Below are 24,774 nucleotides of genomic sequence, written 5' to 3' on the forward strand. Positions count from 1 at the left end.
CGGTCGGCGCAGCTCGCGCGCCGCGCCTGGCACGGCGCCCGGGTCGGGCTCGAACAAGGCTGTCATCGAGGGCTCCGTTCGGCGTCGGCGTCGAACCCCGACACCGCACCCTGCGTGTGGCTGATCGCCTCGAACAGTCGCACCGGATCCGGTTCCCGGTCGTCGGCGAACGCGGGCCGGCCGAGTTCGTGCAACGGAAACTCGTGCAACGGAAAACCGAGCCGGCCGGGCGCCGCCGCCCAGGGCCGCGCGGCGGACCGGCGCTCTCGGGAGCGATGCCGGTCGTCGGTCGTGCGTTCAGCCTTCATGTCTCGCATCATGCCCAGGGCAACCGGGAGAGGCAGCCCACGTTCACCTCATCGAGTGAACCGCCGAACGAGCACCAACCACCAATCCCGAACCCCCACGCCCGAACCCTCGCGCCCGGACAGCCGGTGAGCCCGAACCCCAGCCGGGCCACGCGAGTCACGCGGACGACGGTCAACGTCCGCCGGGACTGGCCGCCGCTGCCGGTCGACGAATCCTCGGCTCCTCGGGCCGGTTCGCCCGACGACGACCTGCCGAAGGCCACCGTCTCGTCCGCTGAACTCATCCGGTCCGCAACGCGCACTCGGCATCACCGCGGAACGCGAACTCGCCGTTCTCCGGGCCTGGGACACCCATCCGGCCCGAGCCGGTGGGTGGGTACCGCGCAGTCATTCCCGAACAACGGCCCACGGCGTCGATCGGTTCCCGAATCACTTGCCGTGCGTCGAGTCGATCCTCGAAAAACCCATCACCGATGTCGTTTTCCCTACACCATCGGGGCCTTCCGTTCATCACACTTGGATACCGCCGCCCCGCGGAAACCGGTTTCGGTGGATCATGGGCGCAGCGCGGGTGGGATGTCCCCGCCCGCCGGGAGGGGAATCGTCTGCCCCGTCAGTGGGTTGCGTTCACCCTTCCATGTCCCAGTGGCAAGAGAAGGAGTCGCCGGATGGTCGCATCGTCTGTGGACGAACTGCGGATTTCGTTGGAGAAGGAGGCTACCGAACTGGCCGCGCAGCGAGACCGGCTGCGCGAGGAACTGGTGGACGTGGAAAGGCAGTTGGCGGCTCGACTCAGCGCGGTGGAGCACCTCGCGCTGATCCGTCCGCTGGTGCCGCTGCCGCGCGTCGAGGCCGAAGCCGTCGCACCGGTCGAGGTCGCGCCGGTCGAGGCTGAGCCCGTCGTCGAGGCGCCGGCCGAGGTCGCGCCGGTGGAGGAGGCGCCGGCCGAGGAGGCCATGGTCGAAGAGACCGCAGTCGAGGAAGCGCCGATCGAGGCTGCACCGATCGAAGAGGTCGTCGTCGCCGCCCCGGCTCCGAGCCGGAAGCGGAAGGCGGTTGCGGCCACGAAGGAGAAGACGCGGATACAGGCCGCGTCGGCGCGTAAGGCTCCGGCGGCCAAGTCCGCCACCGCCAAGCCCGCCACCAAGCCCGCTGCGAAGCCGGCGACCAAGTCCACCGCCAAGAAGAAGACCACTCGCGCGAAGGCGGCTCCCGTCGAGCCGATCGCGCCCGAACCGGCGGCCGCTCGCCCGGTCCGCTCCCACCTGCGCGACGAGATCGCCGCGTTGTTGGAAGGCACCGGCGAGCCCATGAACGTCCGCCAACTCACCGAGGCCCTGGGCGAGACCGCCACCAAGAGCCGGATGGAAAGCGTGCGCACCTCCACGGAGGGCCTGGTCAAGGCCGGGCGCGCGATCAAGGCCGGCCGCGGTCTGTTCACCGGCCCCGGCGCCTGAACCACCCCGGGTACGCCCGGATGCACCGGCCACCGCCGGCTCGACGGTACGCCTTGCGGCTACCCCGAGCCGGCGGTGTCGTCGTCGATCGGGTCGACTCGCTCCGGCCGGCCCGAAGGCGGCCTCGACGCGGCGGCCCACATCCTGAGCGGCCGCGTCGTCACCCATGATCCAGGCCACCTCGAAGCACCCGACGACGATCGCCCGCCGCACACGACACCCGTCAGCGCCCTGTTGCCGCGTGCCCCATCGGCCACCCGACCGTGCCGCGCGGTGACGTGGACGAACGCGCCGGAACCCCCACGACCTGACTCGCCCGCATCGCCGGATCCGGCACACGGACCGGACGGGCTGCCCCCGGGAGGGCAACCCCGGTCCGGTGACTCGCACTTCGCTCCGAAGGGGATGCCGCCGTCGGCCGCGTGGCATCGCACCAACCGGGCGCCGGCAGCCGAGGATGTTTGCCGAACGTGACGGGACGTTCACCGCAACGCCTGTCGGCCGGGTGTGTCAGGCGCCTAGATTGGCCTGGACCACCCCACCCGGCATCCGGAGATGAGAGTTCGTGGCCGAGTCCATACTCGACGCAGAGTCGGCTTTACCAGAGCGGAAGATCAACACCGAGGTCGCGCATACAGCCCGCGTGTGGAACTACTGGCTGGGCGGCAAGGACAACTACCCCGTGGACCGCGAGACCGGCGATCGAATCGCCGCGATCCACTCCGGGACGCGCGACTACGCGCTCGCCGACCGGCAATTCCTGGGCCGAGCGATCCGCCATCTCGCCGGCGACCTGGGCATCCGCCAGTTCCTCGACATCGGCACAGGCCTGCCGACTGCCGGGAACACCCACGAGATCGCCCAGAGTGTGGCCCCGGAATCGCGGATCGTGTACGTCGACAACGATCCCCTGGTGCTCGTACATGCCCGGGCCCTGCTGACCAGCAGTCCGGAGGGGGCGACCCGCTACATCGACGCCGACCTGCGCGACGTGGACGAGATTTTGGCCCGCGCGGCCAAGACGCTGGACTTCGGGCAACCCGTCGCGCTGGTCCTGCTCGGAGTGATCATCTTCGTCAACGACGACGACGAGGCGTACGGGACGGTCGGCCGACTGCTGGACGCGCTTCCCTCCGGCAGTCACCTGGCGCTGTCCCACACGGTGACCAGCCCCCCGGCACCGCCGGACGTGGACGACGCCGTGGCGTTCTGGAACGCGCACGGCACGCCCAAACTCAAGCAGCGCTCGCCCGAGGACATCGAGCGTTTCTTCGACGGCCTGGAACTGCTCGAACCCGGCGTCCTCTCGTGTTCCCGCTGGCGTCCCGAGTCCGGCGACAAAACCCCGGATGTGGCCATGTACGGCGCGGTGGGACGCAAGCCGTAACCGCCGGGAGCACACCGGCCGGTGCCGGAGGCACGTCCGGCATGTGACGTTGGCACGTGCCCCACCGCCGAAGACGCCGTCTGCCCGGCATGGCGGCCCCTCGGATCCGTCCGCATCAGAGGGGCCGCCGATACAGCGGTGTCGAGCGCTATGGCCGGAGGACGAGCGGCGCCGACGGGTCAGCCCTGGTGGCCGCCACCGTGCTGCTGCGCCTCACCCATGTGGTGCTCGCCCTTGTCGTGCTCGCCCTGGTTGTGCTCGCCCTTGTCGTGGTCGCCGTCGATGTTCGCGCACACGTTGCCGATCGTGGGGCTGAACAGGCCGATCAGGTTGAGGCTGTTGCCGCAGATGTTGATCGGCACGTGGATCGGGATCTGGATGTTGTTGCCGGACAGCACGCCAGGCGAGCCGACCGCCGCGCCCTGCGCCTCGGAACCGGCGTTGGCGACGCCCGCGCCCGAAATGACGAGCGCGGCGACGCCGACGCCCAGGGCCGCGGTCTTCTTGAACGTGTTCATCTGATCTCCGTTTCGGATGGCGCCGCGGTTGGCGCGACCGCCCGGTGCAACGACCCGAAACCCGGCAGGCAACTGGTGATTCGAGGTGTTCACCCAGGTGGCGGCACTCGTCGGGGCCGACGAGATGTCGGGGCGAGGCGGCGTGTTCGGCAGGTCGGCGCGGGGTACTCGTCGCCGAACCGCGCCGGCGCCACCTCGCGGGCGAAGCCGATCGAAGCCGACATCAGGAAGCAGGGCCGCCTCTTGCCTGTCCCCTCCCACCCGACCCGCCGCGCCCTGCTGTTCGGTACGGCCGGCACCGCCGTACTGCTCGCCGGCGGCCCGCGGACGCTGCTCGGAACCGGGCCCGCCGCACCGCGACCCGCGGTCCCCGTCGCGGAGACCGCCGTATTGCTCGACGCGGCGCCGGTGACGGTCGACCTGGGTTCGCGCACCGTGCGCACGTGGGGCTACGGCGACCGGGTGCCCGGCCCGGAGATCCGAGTCACCGCCGGCGGCACCGTGTCCGCACAGTTGCGCAACAACCTGCCGCAGGAGACCACGGTGCACTGGCACGGCGTGCGGGTCGATTCCGCGATGGACGGCGCCCCCGGGCTCAGCCAGGTCGCGGTGGCACCGGGCGGCGTCTTCGACTACCGGTTCACCGCGCCCGACCCGGGCACGTACTTCTACCACTCGCACGTGGGCACCCAACTCGACCGCGGGGCCTACGGGGCGCTCGTGGTGGAGGACCCGGCCGAGCCGCTCGGCTACGACGCGGAGTGGACCGTCGTCCTGGACGACTGGCTCGACGGCACCGGCACCGGCACCGACCCGGACGCGGCGTTGGTCCACATCCGCGATCGACCCGACGCGGTGCAGATGCACAGCACCCTGCTGGGCGGCATCGCCGGCCACATCGCCTACCCGCACTACCTGGTCAACGGCCGCACCCCGCAGGCCCCCGAGGAGTTCACCGACGCCCCCGGACGCCGCATCCGGCTGCGGTTGATCAACGCCGCAGCGGACACCGCGTTCCGGGTCGCACTCGGCGGGCACGAGCTGACGGTCACCCACACCGACGGATACTCGGTGTTGCCGGTCACGGTGGACACGCTGCTGATCGGGATGGGCGAGCGCTACGACGTGCTGGTCACGCTGGGCGACGGGGTGTTCCCGCTGGTGGCCGCCGCCGAGGGCAAGGACTCCCGGGCGTTCGCCGTGGTGCGCACCTCGGCGGGCGAGGCGCCGCCGGCCTCGGTCGACGTGCCCGAGTTGAACGGCCGACGGCCCACCCTCACCGACCTGGTCGCCGACCCCTCGGTCGACCTGGGCGACGCGCCCGCACGCGGGGTGGATCTCGTGCTGGGCCGCGGGCCGAACGGAACCGGTTGGACCCTCGGCAGCACCGCCACGTTCGACACGCCGCCGCTGCGGGTGCCGGTCGCCGTCGGCGAGCGGGTCCGGCTGTCCTTCACCAACACGACCCGCATGTGGCACCCGATCCACCTGCACGGGCACACCTTCCAGGTGCAGGTCCCCACGGGCCGCGGTCCGCGCAAGGACACCGTGGTGGTCCGTCCGCGGGAGAGCGTCACCGTGGACGTGCTCGCCGAGAACCCCGGCGAGTGGATGCTGCACTGCCACAACCTCTATCACAGCGAGCTGGGCATGATGGCGACCCTGGGCTACGGCGACACCCCGCCTGCCGGCCCCGGCATGTCGGGCATGTCGGGGCCGGGCTGAGCCGGGTCGCCGTCGAACGCGTCGCCGCCGGCAGGCATCGGAGTCGGTCAGCAGTGGCCGGCCGGCTCCGAACGGCCGCACACGTTCCCCGTGAACGTGTTGACCGCCGCGGCGTCCCGGTTCGCCAGGTCCGCCGGCTCGTTGCGCTGCGCGACGTTGTCCCGGATCACGTTGTTCGCGGTCGGCCCGCCTGCGAAGCTGGGCGCCATCACGATGCCACCCGACAACGGCGACTCACCCCGGTTGTCCCGGACCTGATTGCCGCTCACCTGCGTCTCCTGGGCGCCGGTGAGCACGATGCCCGAGCCCTGGATGAAGGCCAGTCGTGAATTGGCCGCGCAATACTTGTTGTTCGCGTCGATGCGATTGCGGCGGATCGCCAACGCCCCGGCCACCGGCTTCGTTTCGTCGCCCACGATGAACACGCCGGCGCAGTTCCCGGTCAGGTCGTTGTACTCGATCACCAACGCGCGCCCGCGCCGGATCAACACGCCCAGCCGGTTGCCCGAGGCATGGTTGCGGGCGATGCTCGCGCCCATCGCATCGGCGGTGTCGGCCAGGAACAGACCCGCCTGGGCATTGTCGTCGGTGGTGTTGTCGGTGAACTCGGCCCGAGTGGACTTCTCCTGGCCGATACCGTGCTCACCGTTGTTGTGCGCGAACACGCGCCGCACCCACATTCGTTCGGTGGCGCTGCCCATCACCCCGGTCTTGGCGAAGCCGGTGACCGCCAGCGATTGGATCCGTACGTCGGACACCGGGTGCTTCGCGGTGCCGAACACGCAGATACCGTGACCGGCCGCCGCGCACGCGTTCGCCGCGCCCGGCTCACCCGGTGTGATCACGGTACGCTCGCCCGCCCCGCGGATCGTCACACCGTCCGTGGCGATCAGCACGCTGCCGGGGTATCTGCCGGGCAGCACCTCGATGATGTCGCCAGGCACGGCCGCGTCCACGGCCGCCTGGATCGATTCGCCGGGATGGACCACGTGCCGGGTGTCGGCGTGCGCGGCCGGTGCCAGGACCGAGCCCAGCGTGGTCAGGAAGGTGGCGCAGACAAGGGGAAGCAGCCGTTGTGCGTGCATGAGCGATGTTCTGCCTTCATGAGAGGGGGAGGGGGGATAAAAGAGGCAAAGCGAGAGTGGTGTGGTTCAGGAAACGGGCTCGGGTAGAGCGACCGGGGCGACCTCGACGGGGTCCGAGGTCATCGTGTCGACCAAGCCGGTGGAGTGTTTCCCGGCGCGGAACAGCGGGTGGGCGAGCAACCGGCGCAGGAACCCCAGGGTGGTCTGCACGCCGCCGCCGGCCACCCGGAACTCGCTCAGCGCCCGCTCGGCGCGCGCGATGGCCTGGTCCCGGTCGGGCGCCCAGACGATCGCCTTGGCGAGCAGCGAGTCGTAGTCGGGGCCCACGGTCCACCCCGGATAGGCGTGTGTGTCGATCCGTACGCACGGTCCGCCGGGCGGCACGAACTCGGTGAGCCGACCGGGTGTCGGCGCGAACCCCCGGTCCGGGTCCTCCGCGTTGATCCGGCACTCGATCGCCACCCCCCGCGGCACCACGTCCTCCTGACCGAACGCCAGCGGCGCGCCGGCTGCGATGGCGAGTTGTTCGCGCACGATGTCGACGCCGGTGACCATCTCGGTCACCGGGTGCTCCACCTGGATCCGGCAGTTGATTTCCAACAAATGGAACCGGTGTTCCGGGGTGACCACGAACTCGAAGGTGCCCGCCCCCACATAGCCGACGGCGGACGCACCGCGCAGCGCCGCCGCGCACATCGCGTCGCGCACCTCGGTCGGCAGGTGCGGGGCCGGGGACTCCTCGACCAGCTTCTGGTGCCGGCGCTGCACCGAGCAGTCCCGCTCGCCGAGGTGGACCGCGCCGCCGTGCCGGTCGCACAACACCTGGACCTCGACGTGCCGCGCGTCGTCGATGTAGCGCTCCAGGTAGAGGCGTTCGTCCCCGAACACGGCACGGGCCCGGGCCCGGGTGTCCTGGTACGCCCAGGCCAACTCGTCCGGGTCGCGCACCACGCTCATGCCGCGACCGCCGCCGCCGGCGACCGCCTTGAGGATCACCGGGTAGCCGATCCGGGCGGCGATCTCGGCCGCCTCGGCAGGCGAGGCCAACGCGCCGTCGCTGCCCGGCAGGACAGGCAGCCCGGCGGCGGCCATCACCGCGCGCGCCTCGCTCTTGTCGCCCAACCGCTGCATCACGTGCGGCGGCGGCCCGATGAAGGTGATCCCGCTCGCCTCGCAGATCTCCGCGAAGTCGGGGTCCTCGGACAGGAATCCGTAACCGGGGTGGATCGCCTGCGCACCGGTGCGCCGGGCCGCCTCGATGATCGCCGGCATGTTGAGATAGCTGGATCTGGCGGGCGGCGGACCGATGTGCACGGCCTCGTCGGCGAAGCGCACCACGGCGGAATCGCGGTCCGCGGTCGAGTACACGGCCACGGTGCGGATGCCGAGTTCGCGGCAGGTGCGGGCCACCCGCAGGGCGATTTCCCCTCGGTTGGCGATGAGCACGGTCGAGAACACCTGGACCCCCTCGGTCGTTGTCAGTGCTGGGTGTGCGGGCCGCCACGGCCCGCGCCGGGACGGTCGTCGGGTCCGCCGTCGTGGTCGGCGCGCGCGTCCTGGCCCGCCGCGCGCGGCTCGATCGCGATCAACGGCTCCTGGTATTCGACCGATTGCGCGTCCGGCACCAGCACCTCCACCACTTGCCCGGACACGTCGGCGGTGATGGTGTTCATCATCTTCATGATCTCCAGGATGCCCACCGTCTGGCCGGTTCGGACGGTGTCACCAACGCTGACGAAGGGCTTCGCGCCGACCTCGGGCGCGTGGTAGAAGGTGCCGACCATCGGGGCGCAGACGAACCGGCGAGTGCCCTCCGGCGCGACCGGCGGCTCGACCTGCGGCGCGGCGGCGGGCACACCGGCGGCGACGGGCACCGGGGCGTTCGCGGCGGGTTCGGGCCACTCGATCTCGACGCTGGTGTCGCCGCAACGCAACCGGATCCATCGTGGCGGAACCGGCGCGGTGCGCGCCTGTTGCGGCGCGTCGGCAGGCTGCGCGTGTGGCTGTGGGTGCGCCTGCGCGGCGGATGCGGGCTGCAGCGGCTTGACCCACCGCCCGTCCGCGTAGCCGGAGTGGTGGTTGAGGTGGTCGTCGGCGTGCGCGTCGTGCGCTTCGGGATTTCCGTGGTGTGGGGTCATGACGCACTTCCTTCGGCACGAGCGTCCGGCGCGACGCCGAAGCTGCGGAATCGGTCCCCGCGTTCGCGCAGGAGCCGGGGCTTGTCCAGCGCGCGCAACTCGGCTACGACCGGGATCAGCGCGGCGCGCAGCAGCGCGGCGGCCTTGCCCGGGTCGGTGTGCGCGCCGCCGGGCGGCTCGGGCACGATCCGGTCGACCACGCCCAGGCGCAGCAGTTCGCGCGGGCGCATGCGCAGCGCCGCGGCTGCCGCGGGCGCCGCCGCGGAGTCCTTCCACAAAATGGCCGCGCAGCCCTCGGGGCTGATCACCGAGTAGACGCCGTGCTCGCCGATCAGCACCCGATCGGCGACCGCGAGCGCGAGGGCGCCGCCGCTGCCGCCTTCGCCGGTGATCACGGTGACGATCGGGGTGGACAATCGGGCCATCAGGCGCAGGTTCTCCGCGATGGCGACGGCTTGGCCGTCCCGCTCGGCGTCCGGTCCCGGGTTGGCGCCGGGCGTGTCCACCAGGGTGATCACCGGCAGGCCCAGCTTGGCGGCGAGCCGCATCAGCCGGGCGGCCTTGCGAAAGCCCGCCGGGGTGGCCATGCCGAACTTTCGATGTTGTCGTTCGGCGAGGTTGTCGCCGCCCTTCTGGTGTCCGATCAGCATCACCGGCAGGCCGTCGAGCCGGCCGATGCCGCCGACCACCGCAGGACAGTCCGCGCCGATCCGGTCGCCGTGCAACTCGTGGAAGTCGTCCAGGAGTCGACCGGCGTAGTCGAGGGTGGTGGGTCGCGCGGGGTGCCGGGCCAGCCGCACCGCCTCCCACTGGTCGCCCCCGTCCGGGCCACCGTTGACCGCGGTCCCGTTCGCTGCCGTCCCATTGACTGCCGGCCCGTTCACTGCCGGCCCCGGCGGGGCGGGCGTGGCCGCGCCCGGGTCGGTCCGCGCCTGCTCGGGACGGTGCGCCCCGCGCGGTTCGCCCAAGTCGAGGAAGTGTCGGATGGTCGCACGCAGCGCCGGTCGGGGTGCGATCGCGTCGACCATCCCGTGTTCGAGCAGGAATTCGGCGGTCTGGAAGCCCGTGGGCAGGCGTTCGCCGATGGTGTGCTCGATCACCCGAGGGCCGGCGAAGCCCAGCCTGGCACCGGGTTCGATCAGGATGACGTCGGCCAGTGTGGCGAAGGAGGCCGCCACCCCGCCATAGGTGGGGTCGGTGATCAGCGACAACACCAGCACGCCGGCCTCGTCCAACTTCGCCAGAGCGTGTGCGGTCTTCGCCATCTGCATGAGCGAGAGCACGCCCTCCTGCATGCGGGCTCCGCCCGAGGCGGTGACCAACAGCAGCGGAGTGCGGGTTCGCAGGCTCTCGTTCGCGGCCTCGGTGACCAGCGCGCCCTCGGCGCAGCCCAGACTGCCGCCCAGGAAACGGAAGTCCATCGCGGCCACCACGACCGGCCGGTCGCGGATGGTGCCCCGCGCGCCGAGGACCGCCTCGTCCATGCCGGTCGCGGCGCGCGCCTCGGCCAGGCGTTCCGCGTACGGGCGCGAGTCCACGAAGCCCAGCGGGTCGTGCAGGTTGGGACCGGCCGTCAGCGGTGTCTCCGAACCGGGATCGAGGAGTTGATCCAGTCGCTGCCGCGCCGTGAGTCGGGCGTGATCACCGCAGTCGGGGCACACCCGCAGGTCCCGGGTGAAGCGTTTGCCGTATACGAGTTCGGCACAGCGCCCGCACTTGACCCAGTCGGGTCGGGCGTGGACGGTGAGCCCGAGGTCGGTCTCGATCATGGCGGGTCCTTGGACGAAGGGGCCTTGGGCAGGGCCTTGGACGCAGGCAGCTCGACGAACCAGAGCTAGAACGAGGCACGTTCGGACGGAGAAGGCGGGAACGCCGGCTCCTGGTTGCTGCGTTCGCGCCGCTATGCCTGCGTGTCCCGCTCCCAGCGGTAGAACTCCCGGGCCATCGCGTCCTGCGGTGACCGCCAGGTCTGCGGGTCGTACGCGTTCACGTGCACGGCCAGTCGCTCGCTGATGTCGCGGAACTCCGGGTGTCCGGCGACCTTCGCGACGGCGGGCCCGGGCGGCCGATCGGCCTCGATCAGGTGCAGGTACAAGTCGCCGAACTGGAACAGGCTGCGGCCGGTGACCCCCACGAGATGCGGGAGTTCGCCGGTGTCGGAGCCGGCGAAGATGTCCGCGATCCGGGGTGCCGAATCAGGCTTCATCCGGGCCACGATCAGGGTGCGGTGCATGTGCGGTGGTCCTTCCCGGTCGGTTCGTTGGAAGGCCGGCGGGACCGCGGGGCGCGGCCCCGCCGGCGGGGCGCCGTCGTCGGAAGGCCGACGACGGCGCGAGTCACCAGGTGCCCGCGGTGGGCGCGACGTCCATCTCCCGGGCGCGCTGCTGGATCCGGTCCCGGATCAGCTCCAGTTGCACGCGCGAGTTGCGGTTGATGTTGTCGGTCATCCACGCGTCGTCGACCGGAGCGGTCTCCTTCATCGCGAAGTCCTGCACCCAGCGCATCCGCACGCCGTCGGGAACCTCGTGGTACTCCCAGCGGATGTGCATGTGCGCGAACGGCCCGGTCTCCACCCGGCGGGCCCACACGGTACGGGCGTCGCGGTCGGCCTCGCGCTCGGAGACCCAGCTCCAGACCTTGCCGTCCTTGTCGGGATGCATGGTCAGCCGGAAGGTGACCTTGGCGTCCTCGCGCGCGAGGATCTCCACCGACGCGTATTCGCTGAACAGGTCCGTCCAGTGCTCCACGTCGTTGGTCATGTCCCAGATCAGGTCGAACGGGGCCGAGATGACGATGTCGTTGTCGGTATGGCCGGTCATGTCACACTCCGGAGGTGAGTTGGGAGTTGGTGGTTTCCAGGAACTCGCGCGGGGTCTTGCACTGGTCCACGTCCGCGCCGAGCGGGAACTGATAGCGCCGCTCCAGTTCGGAGACGATCCCGAGCAGGCCCAGCGAGTCGAGTCCGAATTCCTCGAACGTCGACCCCGGCAGGCTCATCCGTTCCGGATCGGCGGTGACGCCGGCGCAGGTCTTCATCAGCGCGGCGAGTTCGTCGTAGGTGAAGGGTCCGTTCATCGCAGGCTTCCTTCTTCCGTGCTTCCTTGCGGGGACCGCTACGCGGTCGGGACGGGCGTACCGGGCCGGCCGTCGCCGCGGCGCAGCACCAGTGCCGCGTTGTGGCCCATCAGGCCGCGGCTGAGCACCAGGGCGGTGCGCAGTTCCGCGGCTCGGGCCCGGCCGGTGACCAGGTCCAGGTCGTGGCAGACGTCGAAGACGCCCGGGGTGGGCGGCACTACGCCGTGTTCCATCGCCAGGATCGCGGCGGCGCAGTCCAGGACGGGTGCGCCGCAGTACGCGCGGCCGATGCCCGCTTTGGGGGCGGTCACCGGCACCCGGGCGGCGTGCGCGCCCAACGCGTCGGACAGGGCCAGTACTTCGGCGTGGTCGGCCTCGCGCACCCCGAGGGCGTCCGCGAAGACCACGTCGATGTCCTGCGGGGCGCACTCGGCGTCGGCCAGCGCGTCGCGAATCGCCCGGGCGAGGCCGTGGCGGGAGGGTTCCCAGCCCGAGGTGCCGGTGAACGTCGCGCCGTGTCCGGCCACTTCGGCTCGGACCCGGGCGCCGCGCCGGTGCGCCGCGGCCGCATCCTCGACGACGAACATCGCGCCGCCCTCGGCCGGGGCGAATCCGCACGCGGTCGAGGTGAACGGGAGGTATGCCTGCCCGGGTTCGCGGGCCAGGCTCAGCGCGTCGTAGCCGAGCTGGCAGACCATCGAGTACGGCGCCAGCGGGGCCTCCGCCGCGCCGACCACGACGGCGTTCGTACCGCGTCGGATGGTGCGGGCCGCGTGCGCGAGGGCGTCCAGGCCACCCGCCTCGTCGTTGGCCAGCACCGCGCACGGCCCCTTGAAGCCGCCGCGGATGGAGATCTGGCCGGTGGTGGCGGCGTAGAACCAGGCGATGGACTGGTAGGGCCCGACGAAGCCGGGGCCCTGACCCCACAGGTTCTGCAGCTCGCGCTGGCCGAATTCGCCGCCGCCGGAGCAACTCGCGGTGGTCACCCCGACGCCGAAGGTGGGCATCGGGCCGAATGCGGCGTCGGCCAGTGCCTGATCCGCGGCGACCATCGCGAAGTGCGTGAAGCGGTCGGTCTGGACCAGGAAGCGCTCCTCGACCACGGCGGTGGGGTCGAAGTCGCGCACCTCGCCGGCGATCGCCAACGGCAGGTCGCCGCAGCCTTCGCGGGTGATCCGGTCCAGAACGCACAGGCCCTCGCGGGTGGCCTTCCAGAACACGTCGGCACCGATACCGTTGGGCGCGACGACGCCGACGCCCGTCACCACGGTGCGTCCGGATGCGGAAGTGTTCACCGGGGTCTCCTTTCCCGGCGGTCCAGCACCACGGCGGACTGGAAGCCGCCGAACCCGCTGCCCACCGACAGCACCGTGTGCAGTGCCATCGGCCGGGCCGTCCCCGGCACGTAGTCGAGGTCGCACTCCGGGTCCGGGGTCTGGTAGTTCGCCGTGGGCGGCACCGCCTTGTGTTCCATCGCCAGAGCGCACGCAGCCAGTTCGATCGCGCCGATCGCGCCGAGCGAGTGGCCCACCATGGACTTGATCGAACTCATCGGGGTCTGGTACGCGTGCTCGCCCAGGGAGCGCTTGACCGCCGCCGTCTCGTGGCGGTCGTTCTGCTTGGTGCCCGAGCCGTGCGCGTTGACGTAGTCGATCGCGGCGGGGTCCACCTGTGCGTCCGCCAGTGCGCGGTCGATCGCCTCGGACATCTCCACGCCCTCGCGGGTCAGGCCGGTCATGTGATGCGCGTTGCCCCGGGTGGCGAACCCGCCGACCTCGCAGTAGACGTGTGCGCCGCGCCGCCGGGCGTGTTCGAGCTCCTCCAGCACGAGCACGGCGGCGCCCTCGCCCAGCACGAAGCCGTCCCGATCCGCGTCGAACGGCCGGGAGGCGTGGGCCGGGTCGTCGTTGCGGGTCGAGGTCGCCTTGATCGCGTCGAAGCAGGCCACCGTGATCGGTGAGATCGGCGAGTCCGAGGCGCCGGCCAGGTAGACGTCGGCCCGGCCCTCCTCGATCGCGTGCGCGGCGTACCCGATCGCGTCGAGGCCGGACGTACAGCCGGTGGACACGGTCTGCACCGGGCCGCGGGCATCGAACTCCTCGGCCACCTCGGAGGCCAGGGTGCTCGGCGAGAACGCCCGGTGCAGGAACGGGTCGGCCCGCTGGGAGTCCACCGCCCAGTCGCGGCCCGAGCCGCTGACCGCGACGTAGTCGTGTTCGAGCCGGGTGGTGCCACCCACGGCGGTGCCGAGCGAGACGCCGATCCGCCAGGGATCCTCCGCGTCCCGGTCCAGACCGCAGTCTCCGACCGCCTCGGCCGCCGCCGCGAGCGCGAACTGCACGTAGCGGTCCGCGCGCTCGGCCCGGCCCCGGGCAACACCGCAAGCGACCGGGTCGAAGTCGCATTCGGCGGCGATCCGGGAGCGGAAGCCGGTGGGATCGAAGAAGGTGATGCCGCGGGTCGCCGTACGGCCGGCCATCAGCATGTCCCAGAACGCGGTGACACCCACGCCGCCGGGCGCCACGACGCCGACGCCGGTGACCGCCACCCGGCGCCTCAAGAGTCGACGCCCACGGTCTCGGCGGGCTCGATCCCCTCCGTGTCGACGTGCCCCAGTTCCGGCCGGGGCGCCAACGGGGCGAGTTGGAAGACCATCCGCGCCTGCACCCGGCCGACGTTGCGGAACCGGTGCCGCATCTTCTTGGGCACCATCAGGCCCTGATCGGGCTGGAGTTCGTAGGTGATGCCGTCCAGGTCGACTTCCAGGGCTCCGGTGACGACGTGGATGAACTCCTCGGAGTACGGGTGGTAGTGCTCGGCGATCATGTCGCCCGGCTCGATGATGGCCAGGCCCATGAAGCCGCTGGTGGATCCCACCGTCGTCGGGCCGAGCGTGACCCGCAGGTCACCGCCTCGGCGCCGGTTGGGCTCGATCTCGTCGACGTTGACGATGCGTACGGTCTGCGTGGTCATGTGTGCCACCTCCAAGTGGCGGGCGGCGCCCGAGTGGGCGCCGCCCGGGGGATCAGGCGTCGCGGTCGGCGCGACGGTCGGTGACGAGGGTGGTCTCAGCCGAGGCCAGCAGGTGCCGCAGGCCCGCATCGGTCTCCAGCACGCTGTCGTCGCCTACGTCCAGGAGCCGGCTCAGTCGGGCTGCGGACTCCTTGCGGTCGATGCCCAGCAGCAGCGCCGGGTCGTGCGATTCGCCGCGCAGGTCGAGCACCCGGATCAGGATGTCGCCGCGCAGGAACACCGAACTGCTCGCGATCGGACCGGATCCGGACGCGATCACCCGCTCGTCGTGGCGCTGGAGCACGGTTGCGGCGGATTCCCCGCAACCGCGCCGGACCGGGTACAGCAGCGCGCGGCGCTTGGTCGACCCCTTCGCCGACTTTCCGGCCGGCGCCTCCAGGTGGTACGCCTCGGCCAGCGAGGAGCGCATGAAGAACGCCCGGGCGGCCTCCGAGTCGTTCAGGTCACGAGCCTCCTCCAGGTGCGGGTTCAGCAACTCCTCGGCGGCCCGCACCTGGGGCTGTTCGGCCACGTGCCGCAGCGCGGCCCGCAGGTCGCCCTCCACCTCGATCGCGCGCACCACGCGGTTGCCGAGCATGAACACCGACGTGCGTCGCAGCGACGTCGTGGCGTTCACCCGCGCCGTCGGCGACTTGTAGCCGGCCAGGATTCGGGAGACCTCGGCCTCGCTGCCGGGCTTGACGGTAAAGGTGAGCGCGCAGCGGACCACGCCGGGCATCGCCGGGGCCGCGGCGCGCGCCTTGTCGCTCGCGCCCGCCCGCGCCTTGTCGCTCCCACCGGCACGAGCCTTGTCGCTCGCCCCGGCCTTGGCCTTGTCGGGTGCGCCGGCCTTGGCCTTGGACTTGCCGGTCGCGCCCGCCTTCGCCTTGGCGCCGGCGGCTCCCTTGGTGATCACCGAGCCGGCCGCGTCCGCGCGCAGGTCGGTCTCCCGGGCCACCGCGAAGCGCAACGACCGGGTGCCACGCACGCAGCCGTGCAGGGGCTGCACCATCATTTGGTGCTCCGGGCTGTCCACCCAGGCCAGATACTGGGAACTGCCCTCCCACTCACTGGTGATCAGCCACTGGGTCGGGTCCTCGATCGACTGGCACAGTTGGTCGCGCAGGTGGCCCGGAACGGCGGCGACCTGGTGCCGAATGCGTTCGTAGGCTTCGAGGAAGCGCTGCTCCGACCCTTCGTGCAACTCCAGCATGAGCAGTACCCGGAGCTTGGACGAAGTGTCGACGGAGGGGTTCGCCGCGGAGTGGACGAGGGTGTCCATGTCATTCCTTTGGTCTTGGGATTCGGCCTGCCTGGTGGTGCCCGGTGCGGGCGATCCCGGGGGACCGGGCCGCGCCGAAGCCGCCCGGAGGACGGAAATGCGAACGTGTGAGCCGTGCGCCGCGCCTTGCCGCGCGTGCACCCGGATACCGAGCGATCCGTCCGTCGGGGACCCGGCCTCGACTTCGAGCGTGGCGGCGAATCATCACTCTCTGCATCTTTTGAGGGCATATGAGTGACATTCGCCCCGGTGAACCGCTCATCGGGGTTCAGCGGGAACAGGAGGACACCGACGGACCACGGCCTCCCGCAGCGGTGTCGTGTGTCCGCAGACCTCGCCAACGCAGGAGAACTGATGAATCCCGAGATCGAACACCGGGTACCGGTCCTGATCGTGGGCGGCTCGCTGGTCGGGCTGTCCACGTCCGTGTTCCTGGGCCGGCTCGGCGTGCCGCACATGCTGGTGGAGCGGCACGCCGACACCTCGCGACACCCTCGCGGACGCGGCAACAACGTGCGCACGATGGAGTTGTTCCGGACTGCGGGGATCGAGGACCGGGTGCGCGCCGCGTCCGCCGTACTGGCCGACAATCACGGCATCCTCCAGGCGGACACGATCGCCGGGGACCGTCAGGAGTGGCTGTTCAAGGAGATCGACCCGGGGGGCGGCCTGGCCAAGTTCAGTCCCAGTTCGTGGTGCCTGTGCAGCCAAAACGATCTGGAGCCGGTGCTGGCCGAGTACGCCCGCGAACTCGGCGGCGATCTGCGCTTCGGCACCGAGCTCGTGTCCTTCGAACCGGATGAGGACGGCGTCACGGCGGTCGTTCGGACCCGGGCGAACGGGCGCCGGCAGAGCGTTCGGGCGGACTACCTGGTCGCCGCGGACGGGCCGCGCAGTCCGGTGCGCGAGCGACTGGGCATTGCCGTGTCCGGCCCGGGCGATCTCTTCCACAACGTGAGCGTCACCTTCACCTCCCGCCGGTTGGCCGAGTTCGTCGGCGAACGGCGGTTCATCGTCTGCTATATGACGAACCGTCAAGGCGAGGGCGCGCTGCTGCCGGTGGACAACCGGGACCACTGGGTCTTCCACCTGCCGTGGCATCCCGAGCGGGGCGAGCCGATCGAGGCGTTCACCGACGAGCGCTGCGTCGAGCACATCCGGGCCGCCGCGGGTGTACCGGATCTGGACGTGCAGATCACCGGAAAGGCCCCGTGGCATGCGGCCGAACGGGTCGCCGAACGCTACCGCGTCGGCCGGGTGTTCCTGGCGGGCGACTCCGCGCACGAGATGTCGCCCACCGGTGCGTTCGGCTCCAACACCGGCATCCAGGACGCGCACAATCTGGCCTGGAAGCTCGCCGCCGTGCTGCACGGGCACGCGGGCGCCGACCTGTTGCACACCTACGAGGCCGAGCGCCGACCGGTGGCCCGGGCCACCGCCGCGCGCGCGTCCTCCCGATCGGCCGAGCACAGCCATCCGGGATACGACGCTCCCCCGGTGGGCGGCGGCAGGCAACCCGGCGTGCTGGGTGTGGTGCTCGGCTACCGCTACGCGTCCGCGGCGGTGCTCGGCGCCGACCCCGAAGTCCCGGTGCTGCCCGAGCAGTTCCGCCCGCCCGCCGGCGAGCCCGGCAGCCGCGCCCCGCACGTGTGGCTGCACCGGGCCGGCGTTCGGCTGTCCACCCTGGACCTGTACGAGACCTCGCCGGTGCTGCTGGTCGGTGCCGGTCCGGCGGGCGAGGGGTGGCAGCGGGCCGCGCGGGAGGCGAGCCGGCTGCTCGAGGTGCCGTTGGCGATCCACCGGGTGGGCACCGAGGCGGAGTCCGCGTCGGTGGACCTGGTCACCGCGCCGGACGTGGACTGGGCGGGGCTGCACGGGGTCACCGACGAGGGGGCGGTGCTGATCCGTCCGGACGGGTTCGTCGCCTGGCGGGTGCCGGCCGCCGAGTTGGATCCCGAGGAGACCATGGTCACGGTGCTGCGCGCGGTGGCGTGCCGGGCCGAGGCGGACGCCGGGGTGGGCGGCGAACGCGACCGGTAGGAAGCGCGCACACCGGTGGGAACAGCAGGCCGGCCCCGGAGGGGTGTCCGGGGCCGGCCGCGGTGCGTGCGGATGTTGGCTCGGGGGCTACGTCGGTGGCAGCAGGTGGGCGAACACCACCACGTTGTCCTTGTAGTCCTTGGCCTTCTTGTCGTACACGCCGCCGCAGGTGATCAGGCGCAGTTGGGCGTCCGTCGTCTTCCCGTAGACCCGCTCGTCGGGGAAGGCGTCCTTGGGGAATGCCTCGACGGAGTCCACCGCGAACCGGGCCACACTGCCGTCCACACGGGCGATCTCGACCGTGTCGCCGGGCTTGAGGCTGCCGAGCCCCCAGAAGATCGCCGGGCCCATCATCGTGTCGACGTGGCCGAGCACGATCGCGTTGCCCCGGGCGCCAGGGGTGATCCCGTCCGAGTACCAGCCGGCCAGGTTGCGGTCCGCGGCGGGCGGCACCTCCAGCACGCCCGAGGCGTTCAGGCTCAGCCCGATGAACGGTGCGTCCACCTTGATCTTCGGGATCTTGATCCGCACCGGCTGCGAACGCCTCATCACCGGCGACTCGTCGTGGCTCGGGTTCGCCGATGGCGTGGCGGTCGGCGGGGCGCCCGGTTGCGCGGCGGCGGGCACCGGTTGTGGCGGCGGCCCGGAGTCGGCGCTCAGGTCGTGCTTGATCATCAGGGCGCCCAGCAGGACGGCCGTCATGGCGATCAGCATCAGTTTGCCGGCGCTGGTACGGCGCGGCGCCGGGGTCTCGGACTGGTCCATGGGTGGTGCCGGATCGTACAAGACGGTGCCTCTCTCCTGGGCCGGCGAACCGGGCGATGCCGCTCCGACGACGGCATTGCCGTGGCCACCGCCCCCGATGAAGGGCGGTGGCCACGGCGCGCGTTGCCTGGGCGAGGATCGATCAGGCGTGGGCCGCCGCCGTACCGGAGCGACGGCGCAGGGCGTACACGCCCATGCCGATGCCGCCGGCGATCAGGGCCGCACCCGTACCGAGCGCCGCGCCGTCGTCGAGGAAGGCACCGCCGATGCCGGTGTGTACGCCACCGTGCGGGCTCTTGTGCTCCTTCCAGGACTTCTCGTGCGAGGAGCCTTCGTCGCCCTTACTTTCGTGGGACTTGCCTTCGCCACCCTTATCCGAGCTCTCGCTGTGCTCGGAACTCTTTTCGGGCGTCCACTTCGTCTCGCCGGACCAGGGCTTCTCCGAAGCACCGTTCTCGGAGGCCGCCGAGCCGGAATCGGGCTTCGCCGGAGCCGGAGCGTCGGCGTAGGCGGACGGAACCGCCAGGGTCAGGGCGGCGAATCCGAGGGCGGTACCAGCGACAAGAGCGCGTACACGACGCATCGTGATATTCCTTCCGGCGCTTCGCGAACTGCCGACGGGCTATCGACATACGGGAATCGGCGAGGCGCCTTACTCACCATCGAACGCCCCCCGCCTGCCCGCGACCCGCGTGACTGCATTCGAGGGTCGCTCCTGGGCCTCCCGGGCGGATCTCGCGGCCTGCTTCACTCGTCGGGAGCAGTGCGATGTTTGGCGCAGAGTCACATGATGTCACTTCAGTGGCTCCTCTCCTGGCCGGCGGCCGCGTCCACGACGCTACGCGGGGACCGTGCACTCGAACATGTGCAGCGACGGGTTCACCGCGCGCACGTCCCGGCCGCGCAGGCCCGCCTGTTCGATCAGGGTCAGCAGGCTGTCCTTGGTGTGCTTGCGACCGCCGACGTTGAGCAGCAGCAACAAGTCCATCGCGGCGGTGAAGCGCATCGAGGCGGTCTCGTCGACCAGGTTCTCGATGATCACGACCCTGGCGCCGGGCGCGGCCGTCGCGACGATGTTGCGCAGCGTGCGCAGGGTGCTGTCGTCGTCCCATTCCAGGATGTTCTTGACGATGTACAGGTCGGCTCGGACCGGGATGTCCACCCGACAGTCGCCGCCCACCAGGACTGCCCTGGGGGCGAGTTCGCCGCCGTCGCGGAGCCTGGGGTCGGCCGCGGCGACCACACCGGGCAGGTCGAGCAGGGTGCCGCGCAGGGTCGGGTTGCGCTCCAGCAGGGTGGCCAGCACCAGTCCCTGGCCGCCGCCGATGTCGGCGACGCTGTCGATGCCGGTCAGGTCGAGCACCGCGGTGACGTCCTGCGCGGACTGCCGACTGGACTGGGTCATCGCCCGGTCGAAGGCGGCGGCCGATTCCGGCGCGTCCTCGTGCAGATAGTCGAAGAACTGCTTGCCGTGCAGACCCGGGAAGACGCTCTTCCCGGTGCGGACCGCCTCGTCCAGGCGCGGCCACACCTCCCACGTCCACGGCTCGGTGGTCCACAGCGCGACGTCGCGCATGCTGCGAGGGGCGTCGACGCGCAGCAGTCGGGACGCCTCGGTGTGCGTGTACCGCCCGTCCGGCTCCTCGGCGAAGATGCCCTGGCAGGCCAGCGCGCGCAGCAGTCGGTGCAGCGCCCCGGGGTGGGCGGACACCGCGCTCGCCAACTCGTCCACGGTCACCGGGCTCTCGCTTAGCGCGTCCGGGAGTCCCAGGCGAAGTGCGGCGCGCACCGCGGCGGCGGACATCGCACTGAACGCGAGTTCGCGCAGTCGGGTGGCCGCCTGGGGGGCACGGGTGACGTCGGTATCGGTCATGCTGATCGCCTCTCAACCGGTGGACCATCCGGGGCCGGGCCGGCGGAACTCGACCGCAACGACCCGCGCACCGACGTCCCGGCGGTCCGCGCCGGGGCTGGAACGACTGTGACTCACAGTCGCCGACTCGCCGCCGAGGCGCGGCCGATCGGGGCGAAGCAGCGCCCGGGAGTCATCCGGATGGCCGCAGATCCGGGGGCCGGGCGTGCGCTGCGGCGCTTCCTTGGCCGGGTAGGTCTTGCTACGGCACGTCAGCTGCGGCGCTTCCGCTGGGCGGGTGTGTTACGGCGCGTCCGCTGCGGCAGCGCGTTGCCGGGCATGTCGTTGCTACGGCACTTCCTTGAGGGCCAGGAGCAGTTCGCGGGCGGTCAGCGCGGCCTGGAGTTGGAGGGTGACCTCGGGGTCGAGGGGGTTGGCGCCCAGCAGCTCGCGGATCTGACCGATCCGATAGCCGACCGAGTTGCGGTGCAGGTGCAACATCTCGGCGACCGCGGCGCGGCTGCCGTTGGTGGCCAGCCACGCGCTGAGTGTGGCCACCCACTCCTCGCGTTCCAGGATCGGCCCCAGGTGCTGGTCCACGAACGCCTGGAGCCGAGCCGGCGGCACTCCGAACAACAACTGGGCCAGACCCAGCGAGGAGAACATCAACTGCACCTCTCCCGGCCGCCGACGCAGCAGCCCGAGTACCGTCTCCGCGTCGTGGAACGAGCGCGCGGTCCCACGCGGATCGCTGACCGTGGGCCCCGCGGCGGCCAGCACCGGAACGTCGCCGACCATGCCCTGCAGGCGAATCCGTATCCGGCTGATCTCCCGCTCGACGTTGCCCGAGAGCACCGCGAGGCCCAGCTCGCCCTCCTGGCGCACCGGCATCTCCAGCCAGGACAGAGCGGTGGTCCAGGTGCGCTGGTTGGGTCCGGTGTAGGCGAACACCACTGCGGAGTGTGGGCGATCCAGGTGCAGCCCGAAGCGCGCGGCGGTGCGGGTGACGTCGGCGAGGTTGCGCAGCGCGCCGTAGCGCAGTTCGTCGATCAGCCGACCGGCCGTCTCGGCGGTCGCGGTGGCCACCGCGTCCCGGCGGATCGCCTCGATCGCCACCGCCGTGACCGCCGCCCGCAACAGCGGTTCGTCGTCGGCGGCGCCGTCGGGTTCGCCCAACAGCAGGAGCCCGACCCGGCGTTGTGCGACCCGGACGGCGAGGGCCGAGGCCCGCCAGCCCTCGTCGCAGGTGACCTCGACCACCTTGTCCTCGACGAACACGTGGGCCACGGCAACCGGGGTCATCGACTCGGTGCCGTCGTCGGTGGCGGCGAGCACCCCGCCGTGCACCCCCACCAGTCGGGCGGTCCTACCGGTGCGTTGGGCCAGGGCGCGCAGGATGGCGAGCCAGCCGTCGCCGGAGAGGGCCAGCACGTTCAGCTCACGCTCGAACGCCTCTGCCCGGTCCGGCACGGGGGTCCGGTTTTCCGTGACTTCTGCCTTTTCGATCATGGATTTCCGCACCTTAGCCGGTCGTTGTTACGCGGAACAGATACTTCGATCGGTCACTTCCCGTTACGGCTTTCGTGGGGCAGGATGCGCGCATGCGAGCCTTCGACCTCGCGGCCGGTGCAAAGGCCGCTGCCCAGGCGGCGGTGCACGCCGCCGCTCCGGATCTGGTTGCACTCAGTCACCGCCTGCACGCCCACCCCGAACTCGGCTTCGCCGAGGAACGGGCCTGCGGTTGGCTGGGCGAGCAGTTGACCGAGCACGGTTTCACCGTCACCTCCGGGGTCTGCGATCTGCCGACCGCCTTCGTCGCCGAACGCGGCAGCGGACCGTTGGTGCTCGGGATCTGCGCTGAGTACGACGCGCTGCCGGGCATCGGGCACGCGTGCGGCCACAACGTGATCGCCTCCGCCGCGACCACCGCCGCGCTCGCGCTCGGCGCGCTGGCCGACGAGCTCGGCATCACCGTACGCGTCCTGGGCACGCCCGCCGAGGAGAACGGCGGCGGCAAGGTGCTGATGCTGGAGCGCGGCGCGTTCGCCGGGGTGCACGCGGCGATGATGGTGCATCCCTCGCCGCGCGAACGCCTGGACCCGACCTGTCTGGCCCGCGCGCAACTGCACGTGGAGTACGACGGCCGGGCCGCGCACGCCTCCGCGTGCCCCGAGGACGGCGTCAACGCCGCCGACGCGCTGACCGTGGCGCAAGTGGCCATCGGGCTGCTGCGCCAGCACATGACACCGGATCAGCGGGTGCACGGGATCACCACGACCGGCGGGCAGGTGCCGAACGTGATCCCCGAGCACACCGAGGCGGCATATTACGTACGGGCCGCGACGCTGGCCGGGTTGACCGATCTGGAGGCGCGGGTGCGCGAGTGTTTCCAGGCGGGCGCGGTGGCCACCCGGTCGCGGTTGACCATCTCCTCTACCTCGCCCGCGTACTCCGAGTTCCGGCACGACGGCGACCTGCTGGCCGCGTACGAGCGCAATGCGCTGACCGTGGGGCGCGAGTTCCCGCCGGTGACCGCGGCCGACGACCGACAGGCGGGCTCCACCGACATGGCGAACGTGTCGCTGGCGATCCCGTCCATCCAGCCGCTGGTGTCCATCGACTCGGGCACCGCCGGGCTGCATCAGGCCGAGTTCGCCGCCTACGCGGTGCGGCCCGCCGCGGATCGGGCACTGTTGGACGGTGGCCTGGCGATGGCCTGGACGTGTGTGGACGCGGCGCTGGACCAGGGCCTGCGCGCGCGGCTGCTGGCGGGTGCGCCGGCCGGAGGCTGAGCCGCCGACGGGCTCCGGGGCGATCGCCCCGGAGCCCATCGGTCGTATTCGGCTTCGGCTCGGCATCCGCGCTCACGCGTCGGCGACGGTCACCGGCAGCGCGGCGAGGTATGCCTGCGCGTTGCGGCGGGTCTCGGCCACGCTGTCCCCACCGAACTTCTCCAGCACCGCGTCCGCGAGTACCAGCGCGACCATCGCCTCGGCGACCACGCCGGTCGCGGGCACCGAGCACACGTCGCTGCGCTGCGCGATCGCCTTGGCCGGATCGCCGGTGCGCACGTCGAACGTGGCCAGCGCCCGGGACAGGGTGGAAATCGGCTTCATCGCGGCACGCACCCGCAGGAGTTCGCCGGAGGTCATGCCGCCCTCGATACCGCCCGCGCGACCGGTCTCGCGGCGCACCCGGGCGGGGCCGGGCCGGCCGGGGGCGACCGGGGTGATCTCGTCGTGGGCAACCGAGCCGCGCCGGGTCGCGGTGGTGAAGCCGTCGCCGACCTCGACCCCCTTGATCGCCTGGATACCCATCAGCGCGGCGGCCAGGCGGGCGTCCAGGCGCCGGTCCCAGTGCACGTGACTGCCCAGTCCCGGCGGCAGTCCGTACACCACCACCTCGACCACGCCGCCGAGTGTATCGGCGTCCTTGTGCGCTGCCTCGATCTCGGCGTTCATCGCGGCGGCGGTGTCCGGGTCGACGCAGCGCACCGGGTCGGCGTCGATCGCGTCCGCGCTGCCCGGTTCGGGCACCAGCGACTCGGGCAACGCGACCGCGCCGATCCGGACCACGTGGCTGAGGATCTCCACTCCCAGCGTCTGGGCCAGGAACGCGCGCGCGACCTCGCCGATGGCCACCCGCGCCGCCGTCTCCCGCGCGCTGGCCCGCTCCAACACCGGGCGGATGTCGTCGAAGCCGTACTTCTGCATGCCCGCGAGGTCGGCGTGCCCGGGCCTGGGCCGGGTCAGCGCGGCGCCGCGTCCGCGGTCCGGGAGTCGGCCAGGTTCGTCGTAGCGCCGGCCGTCGGCGTCGGTGGGGTCGGGGGCCATCACCTCGGCCCACTTGGCCCATTCGGTGTTGGCCACCCGCAGCGCGACCGGGCCGCCCTGGGTGAGCCCGTGTCGGACCCCGCCGTTGAATTCGACCTCGTCGCGTTCGAAGCGCATCCGCGCGCCCCGGCCGTTGCCCAGCCGACGCCGGGCCAGCGCACGGGCCAGGTCGGCGGAGGAGATCGCCACACCGGCGGGCAGCCCCTCCAGGACGGCGGTGAGCGCGGGGCCATGCGATTCACCTGCGGTGAGCCAGCGCAACATGGGTGTTCCTTCTTTCGGGCGTGGGGTGGGACG

23 protein-coding genes are annotated in these 24,774 nt (G+C 71.6%); 5 read left to right on the forward strand and 18 right to left on the reverse strand.

What is annotated here, in order from left to right; translation table 11 throughout:
* Window positions 1–62: 62 nt before the first annotated feature.
* The gene (locus ABZS54_RS26175; RefSeq protein ID WP_355540826.1) at window positions 63–308 is read right to left on the reverse strand and encodes a hypothetical protein; all 246 of its coding nucleotides are present in this window, start codon (window positions 306–308) and stop codon (window positions 63–65) included.
* A 668-nt stretch (window positions 309–976) separates the two neighbouring features.
* Here ABZS54_RS26175 and ABZS54_RS26180 point away from each other — a divergent pair.
* Both ABZS54_RS26180 and ABZS54_RS26185 read left to right on the forward strand, forming a co-directional pair.
* The gene (locus tag ABZS54_RS26180; RefSeq protein ID WP_355540829.1) at window positions 977–1,765 is read left to right on the forward strand and encodes a hypothetical protein; all 789 of its coding nucleotides are present in this window, start codon (window positions 977–979) and stop codon (window positions 1,763–1,765) included.
* 565 nt (window positions 1,766–2,330) lie between these two features.
* A complete protein-coding gene (locus ABZS54_RS26185; protein ID WP_355540832.1) occupies window positions 2,331–3,152 on the forward strand; it encodes an SAM-dependent methyltransferase in 822 nt (273 codons plus the stop codon).
* A gap of 179 nt (window positions 3,153–3,331) precedes the next feature.
* On the opposite strand, the gene ABZS54_RS26190 is transcribed toward ABZS54_RS26185, so the two are convergent.
* The gene (locus tag ABZS54_RS26190) at window positions 3,332–3,670 is read right to left on the reverse strand and encodes a chaplin (RefSeq protein ID WP_355540835.1); all 339 of its coding nucleotides are present in this window, start codon (window positions 3,668–3,670) and stop codon (window positions 3,332–3,334) included.
* A gap of 243 nt (window positions 3,671–3,913) precedes the next feature.
* Here ABZS54_RS26190 and ABZS54_RS26195 point away from each other — a divergent pair, with 243 nt between their 5' ends.
* Window positions 3,914–5,395 carry a multicopper oxidase family protein gene (locus ABZS54_RS26195; RefSeq protein WP_355540838.1) on the forward strand — a complete coding sequence of 494 codons (1,482 nt, stop codon included), beginning with the start codon at window positions 3,914–3,916 and terminating at the stop codon, window positions 5,393–5,395.
* A 47-nt stretch (window positions 5,396–5,442) separates the two neighbouring features.
* On the opposite strand, the gene ABZS54_RS26200 is transcribed toward ABZS54_RS26195, so the two are convergent.
* The 11 genes from ABZS54_RS26200 to ABZS54_RS26250 form a co-directional block, all read right to left on the reverse strand.
* A complete protein-coding gene (locus tag ABZS54_RS26200; protein WP_355540841.1) occupies window positions 5,443–6,480 on the reverse strand; it encodes a right-handed parallel beta-helix repeat-containing protein in 1,038 nt (345 codons plus the stop codon).
* A 66-nt stretch (window positions 6,481–6,546) separates the two neighbouring features.
* The gene (locus tag ABZS54_RS26205) at window positions 6,547–7,938 is read right to left on the reverse strand and encodes an acetyl-CoA carboxylase biotin carboxylase subunit (RefSeq protein ID WP_355540844.1); all 1,392 of its coding nucleotides are present in this window, start codon (window positions 7,936–7,938) and stop codon (window positions 6,547–6,549) included.
* Between the two features lie 20 nt (window positions 7,939–7,958).
* The gene (gene accB, locus ABZS54_RS26210) at window positions 7,959–8,618 is read right to left on the reverse strand and encodes an acetyl-CoA carboxylase biotin carboxyl carrier protein (RefSeq protein WP_355540847.1); all 660 of its coding nucleotides are present in this window, start codon (window positions 8,616–8,618) and stop codon (window positions 7,959–7,961) included.
* Complete coding sequence (gene accA / locus ABZS54_RS26215) at window positions 8,615–10,387, reverse strand: acetyl-CoA carboxylase carboxyl transferase subunit alpha (RefSeq protein WP_355540850.1); 1,773 nt, start codon at window positions 10,385–10,387, stop codon at window positions 8,615–8,617. The genes accB and accA overlap by 4 nt, the downstream gene beginning before the upstream one ends.
* Window positions 10,388–10,518: 131 nt before the next feature.
* The gene (locus tag ABZS54_RS26220) at window positions 10,519–10,851 is read right to left on the reverse strand and encodes a TcmI family type II polyketide cyclase (RefSeq protein ID WP_355540853.1); all 333 of its coding nucleotides are present in this window, start codon (window positions 10,849–10,851) and stop codon (window positions 10,519–10,521) included.
* Between the two features lie 103 nt (window positions 10,852–10,954).
* A complete protein-coding gene (locus ABZS54_RS26225) occupies window positions 10,955–11,437 on the reverse strand; it encodes an SRPBCC family protein (protein WP_355540855.1) in 483 nt (160 codons plus the stop codon).
* Between the two features lies 1 nt (window position 11,438).
* Window positions 11,439–11,693 (reverse strand): acyl carrier protein, encoded by a 255-nt coding sequence (locus ABZS54_RS26230; protein ID WP_355540858.1) that lies wholly within the window; start codon window positions 11,691–11,693, stop codon window positions 11,439–11,441.
* A gap of 38 nt (window positions 11,694–11,731) precedes the next feature.
* On the reverse strand, window positions 11,732–12,988 hold the full coding sequence (locus ABZS54_RS26235) for a beta-ketoacyl synthase N-terminal-like domain-containing protein (RefSeq protein ID WP_355540861.1): 1,257 nt from the start codon (window positions 12,986–12,988) through the stop codon (window positions 11,732–11,734).
* Window positions 12,985–14,253 carry a beta-ketoacyl-[acyl-carrier-protein] synthase family protein gene (locus tag ABZS54_RS26240; protein ID WP_355540864.1) on the reverse strand — a complete coding sequence of 423 codons (1,269 nt, stop codon included), beginning with the start codon at window positions 14,251–14,253 and terminating at the stop codon, window positions 12,985–12,987. Before ABZS54_RS26240 ends, ABZS54_RS26235 begins: the two co-directional genes overlap by 4 nt.
* A complete protein-coding gene (locus ABZS54_RS26245) occupies window positions 14,250–14,666 on the reverse strand; it encodes a cupin domain-containing protein (RefSeq protein WP_355540867.1) in 417 nt (138 codons plus the stop codon). The genes ABZS54_RS26240 and ABZS54_RS26245 overlap by 4 nt, the downstream gene beginning before the upstream one ends.
* 52 nt (window positions 14,667–14,718) lie before the next feature.
* The gene (locus ABZS54_RS26250; RefSeq protein WP_355540870.1) at window positions 14,719–15,987 is read right to left on the reverse strand and encodes a SchA/CurD-like domain-containing protein; all 1,269 of its coding nucleotides are present in this window, start codon (window positions 15,985–15,987) and stop codon (window positions 14,719–14,721) included.
* Window positions 15,988–16,341: 354 nt separating this feature from the next.
* Between ABZS54_RS26250 and ABZS54_RS26255 the strand changes: the two genes are divergently transcribed.
* Window positions 16,342–18,027: an FAD-dependent monooxygenase gene (locus ABZS54_RS26255; protein WP_355540873.1), complete on the forward strand. Its 1,686-nt coding sequence runs from the start codon at window positions 16,342–16,344 to the stop codon at window positions 18,025–18,027.
* 87 nt (window positions 18,028–18,114) lie between these two features.
* Here the strand turns inward: ABZS54_RS26255 and ABZS54_RS26260 are convergent, their stop codons facing one another.
* The 4 genes from ABZS54_RS26260 to ABZS54_RS26275 form a co-directional block, all read right to left on the reverse strand.
* Entirely contained in the window at window positions 18,115–18,792 is a 678-nt protein-coding gene (locus ABZS54_RS26260; protein WP_355540876.1) for a class F sortase, read from the reverse strand.
* Window positions 18,793–18,934: 142 nt separating this feature from the next.
* Window positions 18,935–19,375, reverse strand: coding sequence for a hypothetical protein (locus tag ABZS54_RS26265; RefSeq protein ID WP_355540879.1), 441 nt, complete (start codon window positions 19,373–19,375; stop codon window positions 18,935–18,937).
* 255 nt (window positions 19,376–19,630) lie between these two features.
* Window positions 19,631–20,665 (reverse strand): methyltransferase, encoded by a 1,035-nt coding sequence (locus tag ABZS54_RS26270; protein ID WP_355540882.1) that lies wholly within the window; start codon window positions 20,663–20,665, stop codon window positions 19,631–19,633.
* A gap of 327 nt (window positions 20,666–20,992) precedes the next feature.
* A complete protein-coding gene (locus ABZS54_RS26275; protein WP_355540885.1) occupies window positions 20,993–22,153 on the reverse strand; it encodes a helix-turn-helix domain-containing protein in 1,161 nt (386 codons plus the stop codon).
* Between the two features lie 92 nt (window positions 22,154–22,245).
* On the opposite strand from ABZS54_RS26275, the gene ABZS54_RS26280 reads away from it, so the two are divergent.
* Complete coding sequence (locus tag ABZS54_RS26280; RefSeq protein WP_355540888.1) at window positions 22,246–23,436, forward strand: M20 family metallopeptidase; 1,191 nt, start codon at window positions 22,246–22,248, stop codon at window positions 23,434–23,436.
* A 72-nt stretch (window positions 23,437–23,508) separates the two neighbouring features.
* Here ABZS54_RS26280 and aroC read toward each other — a convergent pair whose 3' ends face one another.
* Window positions 23,509–24,741, reverse strand: a complete 1,233-nt coding sequence (gene aroC, locus ABZS54_RS26285; protein WP_355540891.1) for a chorismate synthase — start codon at window positions 24,739–24,741, stop codon at window positions 23,509–23,511.
* Window positions 24,742–24,774: the final 33 nt, after the last annotated feature.

The organism is Embleya sp. NPDC005575, from assembly GCF_040605455.1.
Lineage (GTDB): Bacteria > Actinomycetota > Actinomycetes > Streptomycetales > Streptomycetaceae > Embleya.

Excerpts from the sequence above, each read along its gene's own strand:
- ABZS54_RS26230 (WP_355540858.1), bottom strand. The coding sequence starts at position 11,693 with ATGAACGGACCCTTCACCTACGACGAACTCGCCGCGCTGATGAAGACC.
- ABZS54_RS26265 (WP_355540879.1), bottom strand. The coding sequence starts at position 19,375 with ATGCGTCGTGTACGCGCTCTTGTCGCTGGTACCGCCCTCGGATTCGCC.
- ABZS54_RS26250 (WP_355540870.1), bottom strand. The coding sequence starts at position 15,987 with ATGGACACCCTCGTCCACTCCGCGGCGAACCCCTCCGTCGACACTTCG.
- ABZS54_RS26190 (WP_355540835.1), bottom strand. The coding sequence starts at position 3,670 with ATGAACACGTTCAAGAAGACCGCGGCCCTGGGCGTCGGCGTCGCCGCG.
- accB (WP_355540847.1), bottom strand. The coding sequence starts at position 8,618 with ATGACCCCACACCACGGAAATCCCGAAGCGCACGACGCGCACGCCGAC.
- ABZS54_RS26175 (WP_355540826.1), bottom strand. The coding sequence starts at position 308 with ATGAAGGCTGAACGCACGACCGACGACCGGCATCGCTCCCGAGAGCGC.
- ABZS54_RS26270 (WP_355540882.1), bottom strand. The coding sequence starts at position 20,665 with ATGACCGATACCGACGTCACCCGTGCCCCCCAGGCGGCCACCCGACTG.
- ABZS54_RS26220 (WP_355540853.1), bottom strand. The coding sequence starts at position 10,851 with ATGCACCGCACCCTGATCGTGGCCCGGATGAAGCCTGATTCGGCACCC.
- ABZS54_RS26180 (WP_355540829.1), top strand. The coding sequence starts at position 977 with ATGGTCGCATCGTCTGTGGACGAACTGCGGATTTCGTTGGAGAAGGAG.
- accA (WP_355540850.1), bottom strand. The coding sequence starts at position 10,387 with ATGATCGAGACCGACCTCGGGCTCACCGTCCACGCCCGACCCGACTGG.
- ABZS54_RS26275 (WP_355540885.1), bottom strand. The coding sequence starts at position 22,153 with ATGATCGAAAAGGCAGAAGTCACGGAAAACCGGACCCCCGTGCCGGAC.
- ABZS54_RS26260 (WP_355540876.1), bottom strand. The coding sequence starts at position 18,792 with ATGGACCAGTCCGAGACCCCGGCGCCGCGCCGTACCAGCGCCGGCAAA.
- ABZS54_RS26200 (WP_355540841.1), bottom strand. The coding sequence starts at position 6,480 with ATGCACGCACAACGGCTGCTTCCCCTTGTCTGCGCCACCTTCCTGACC.
- ABZS54_RS26280 (WP_355540888.1), top strand. The coding sequence starts at position 22,246 with ATGCGAGCCTTCGACCTCGCGGCCGGTGCAAAGGCCGCTGCCCAGGCG.
- aroC (WP_355540891.1), bottom strand. The coding sequence starts at position 24,741 with ATGTTGCGCTGGCTCACCGCAGGTGAATCGCATGGCCCCGCGCTCACC.
- ABZS54_RS26225 (WP_355540855.1), bottom strand. The coding sequence starts at position 11,437 with ATGACCGGCCATACCGACAACGACATCGTCATCTCGGCCCCGTTCGAC.
- ABZS54_RS26245 (WP_355540867.1), bottom strand. The coding sequence starts at position 14,666 with ATGACCACGCAGACCGTACGCATCGTCAACGTCGACGAGATCGAGCCC.
- ABZS54_RS26255 (WP_355540873.1), top strand. The coding sequence starts at position 16,342 with ATGAATCCCGAGATCGAACACCGGGTACCGGTCCTGATCGTGGGCGGC.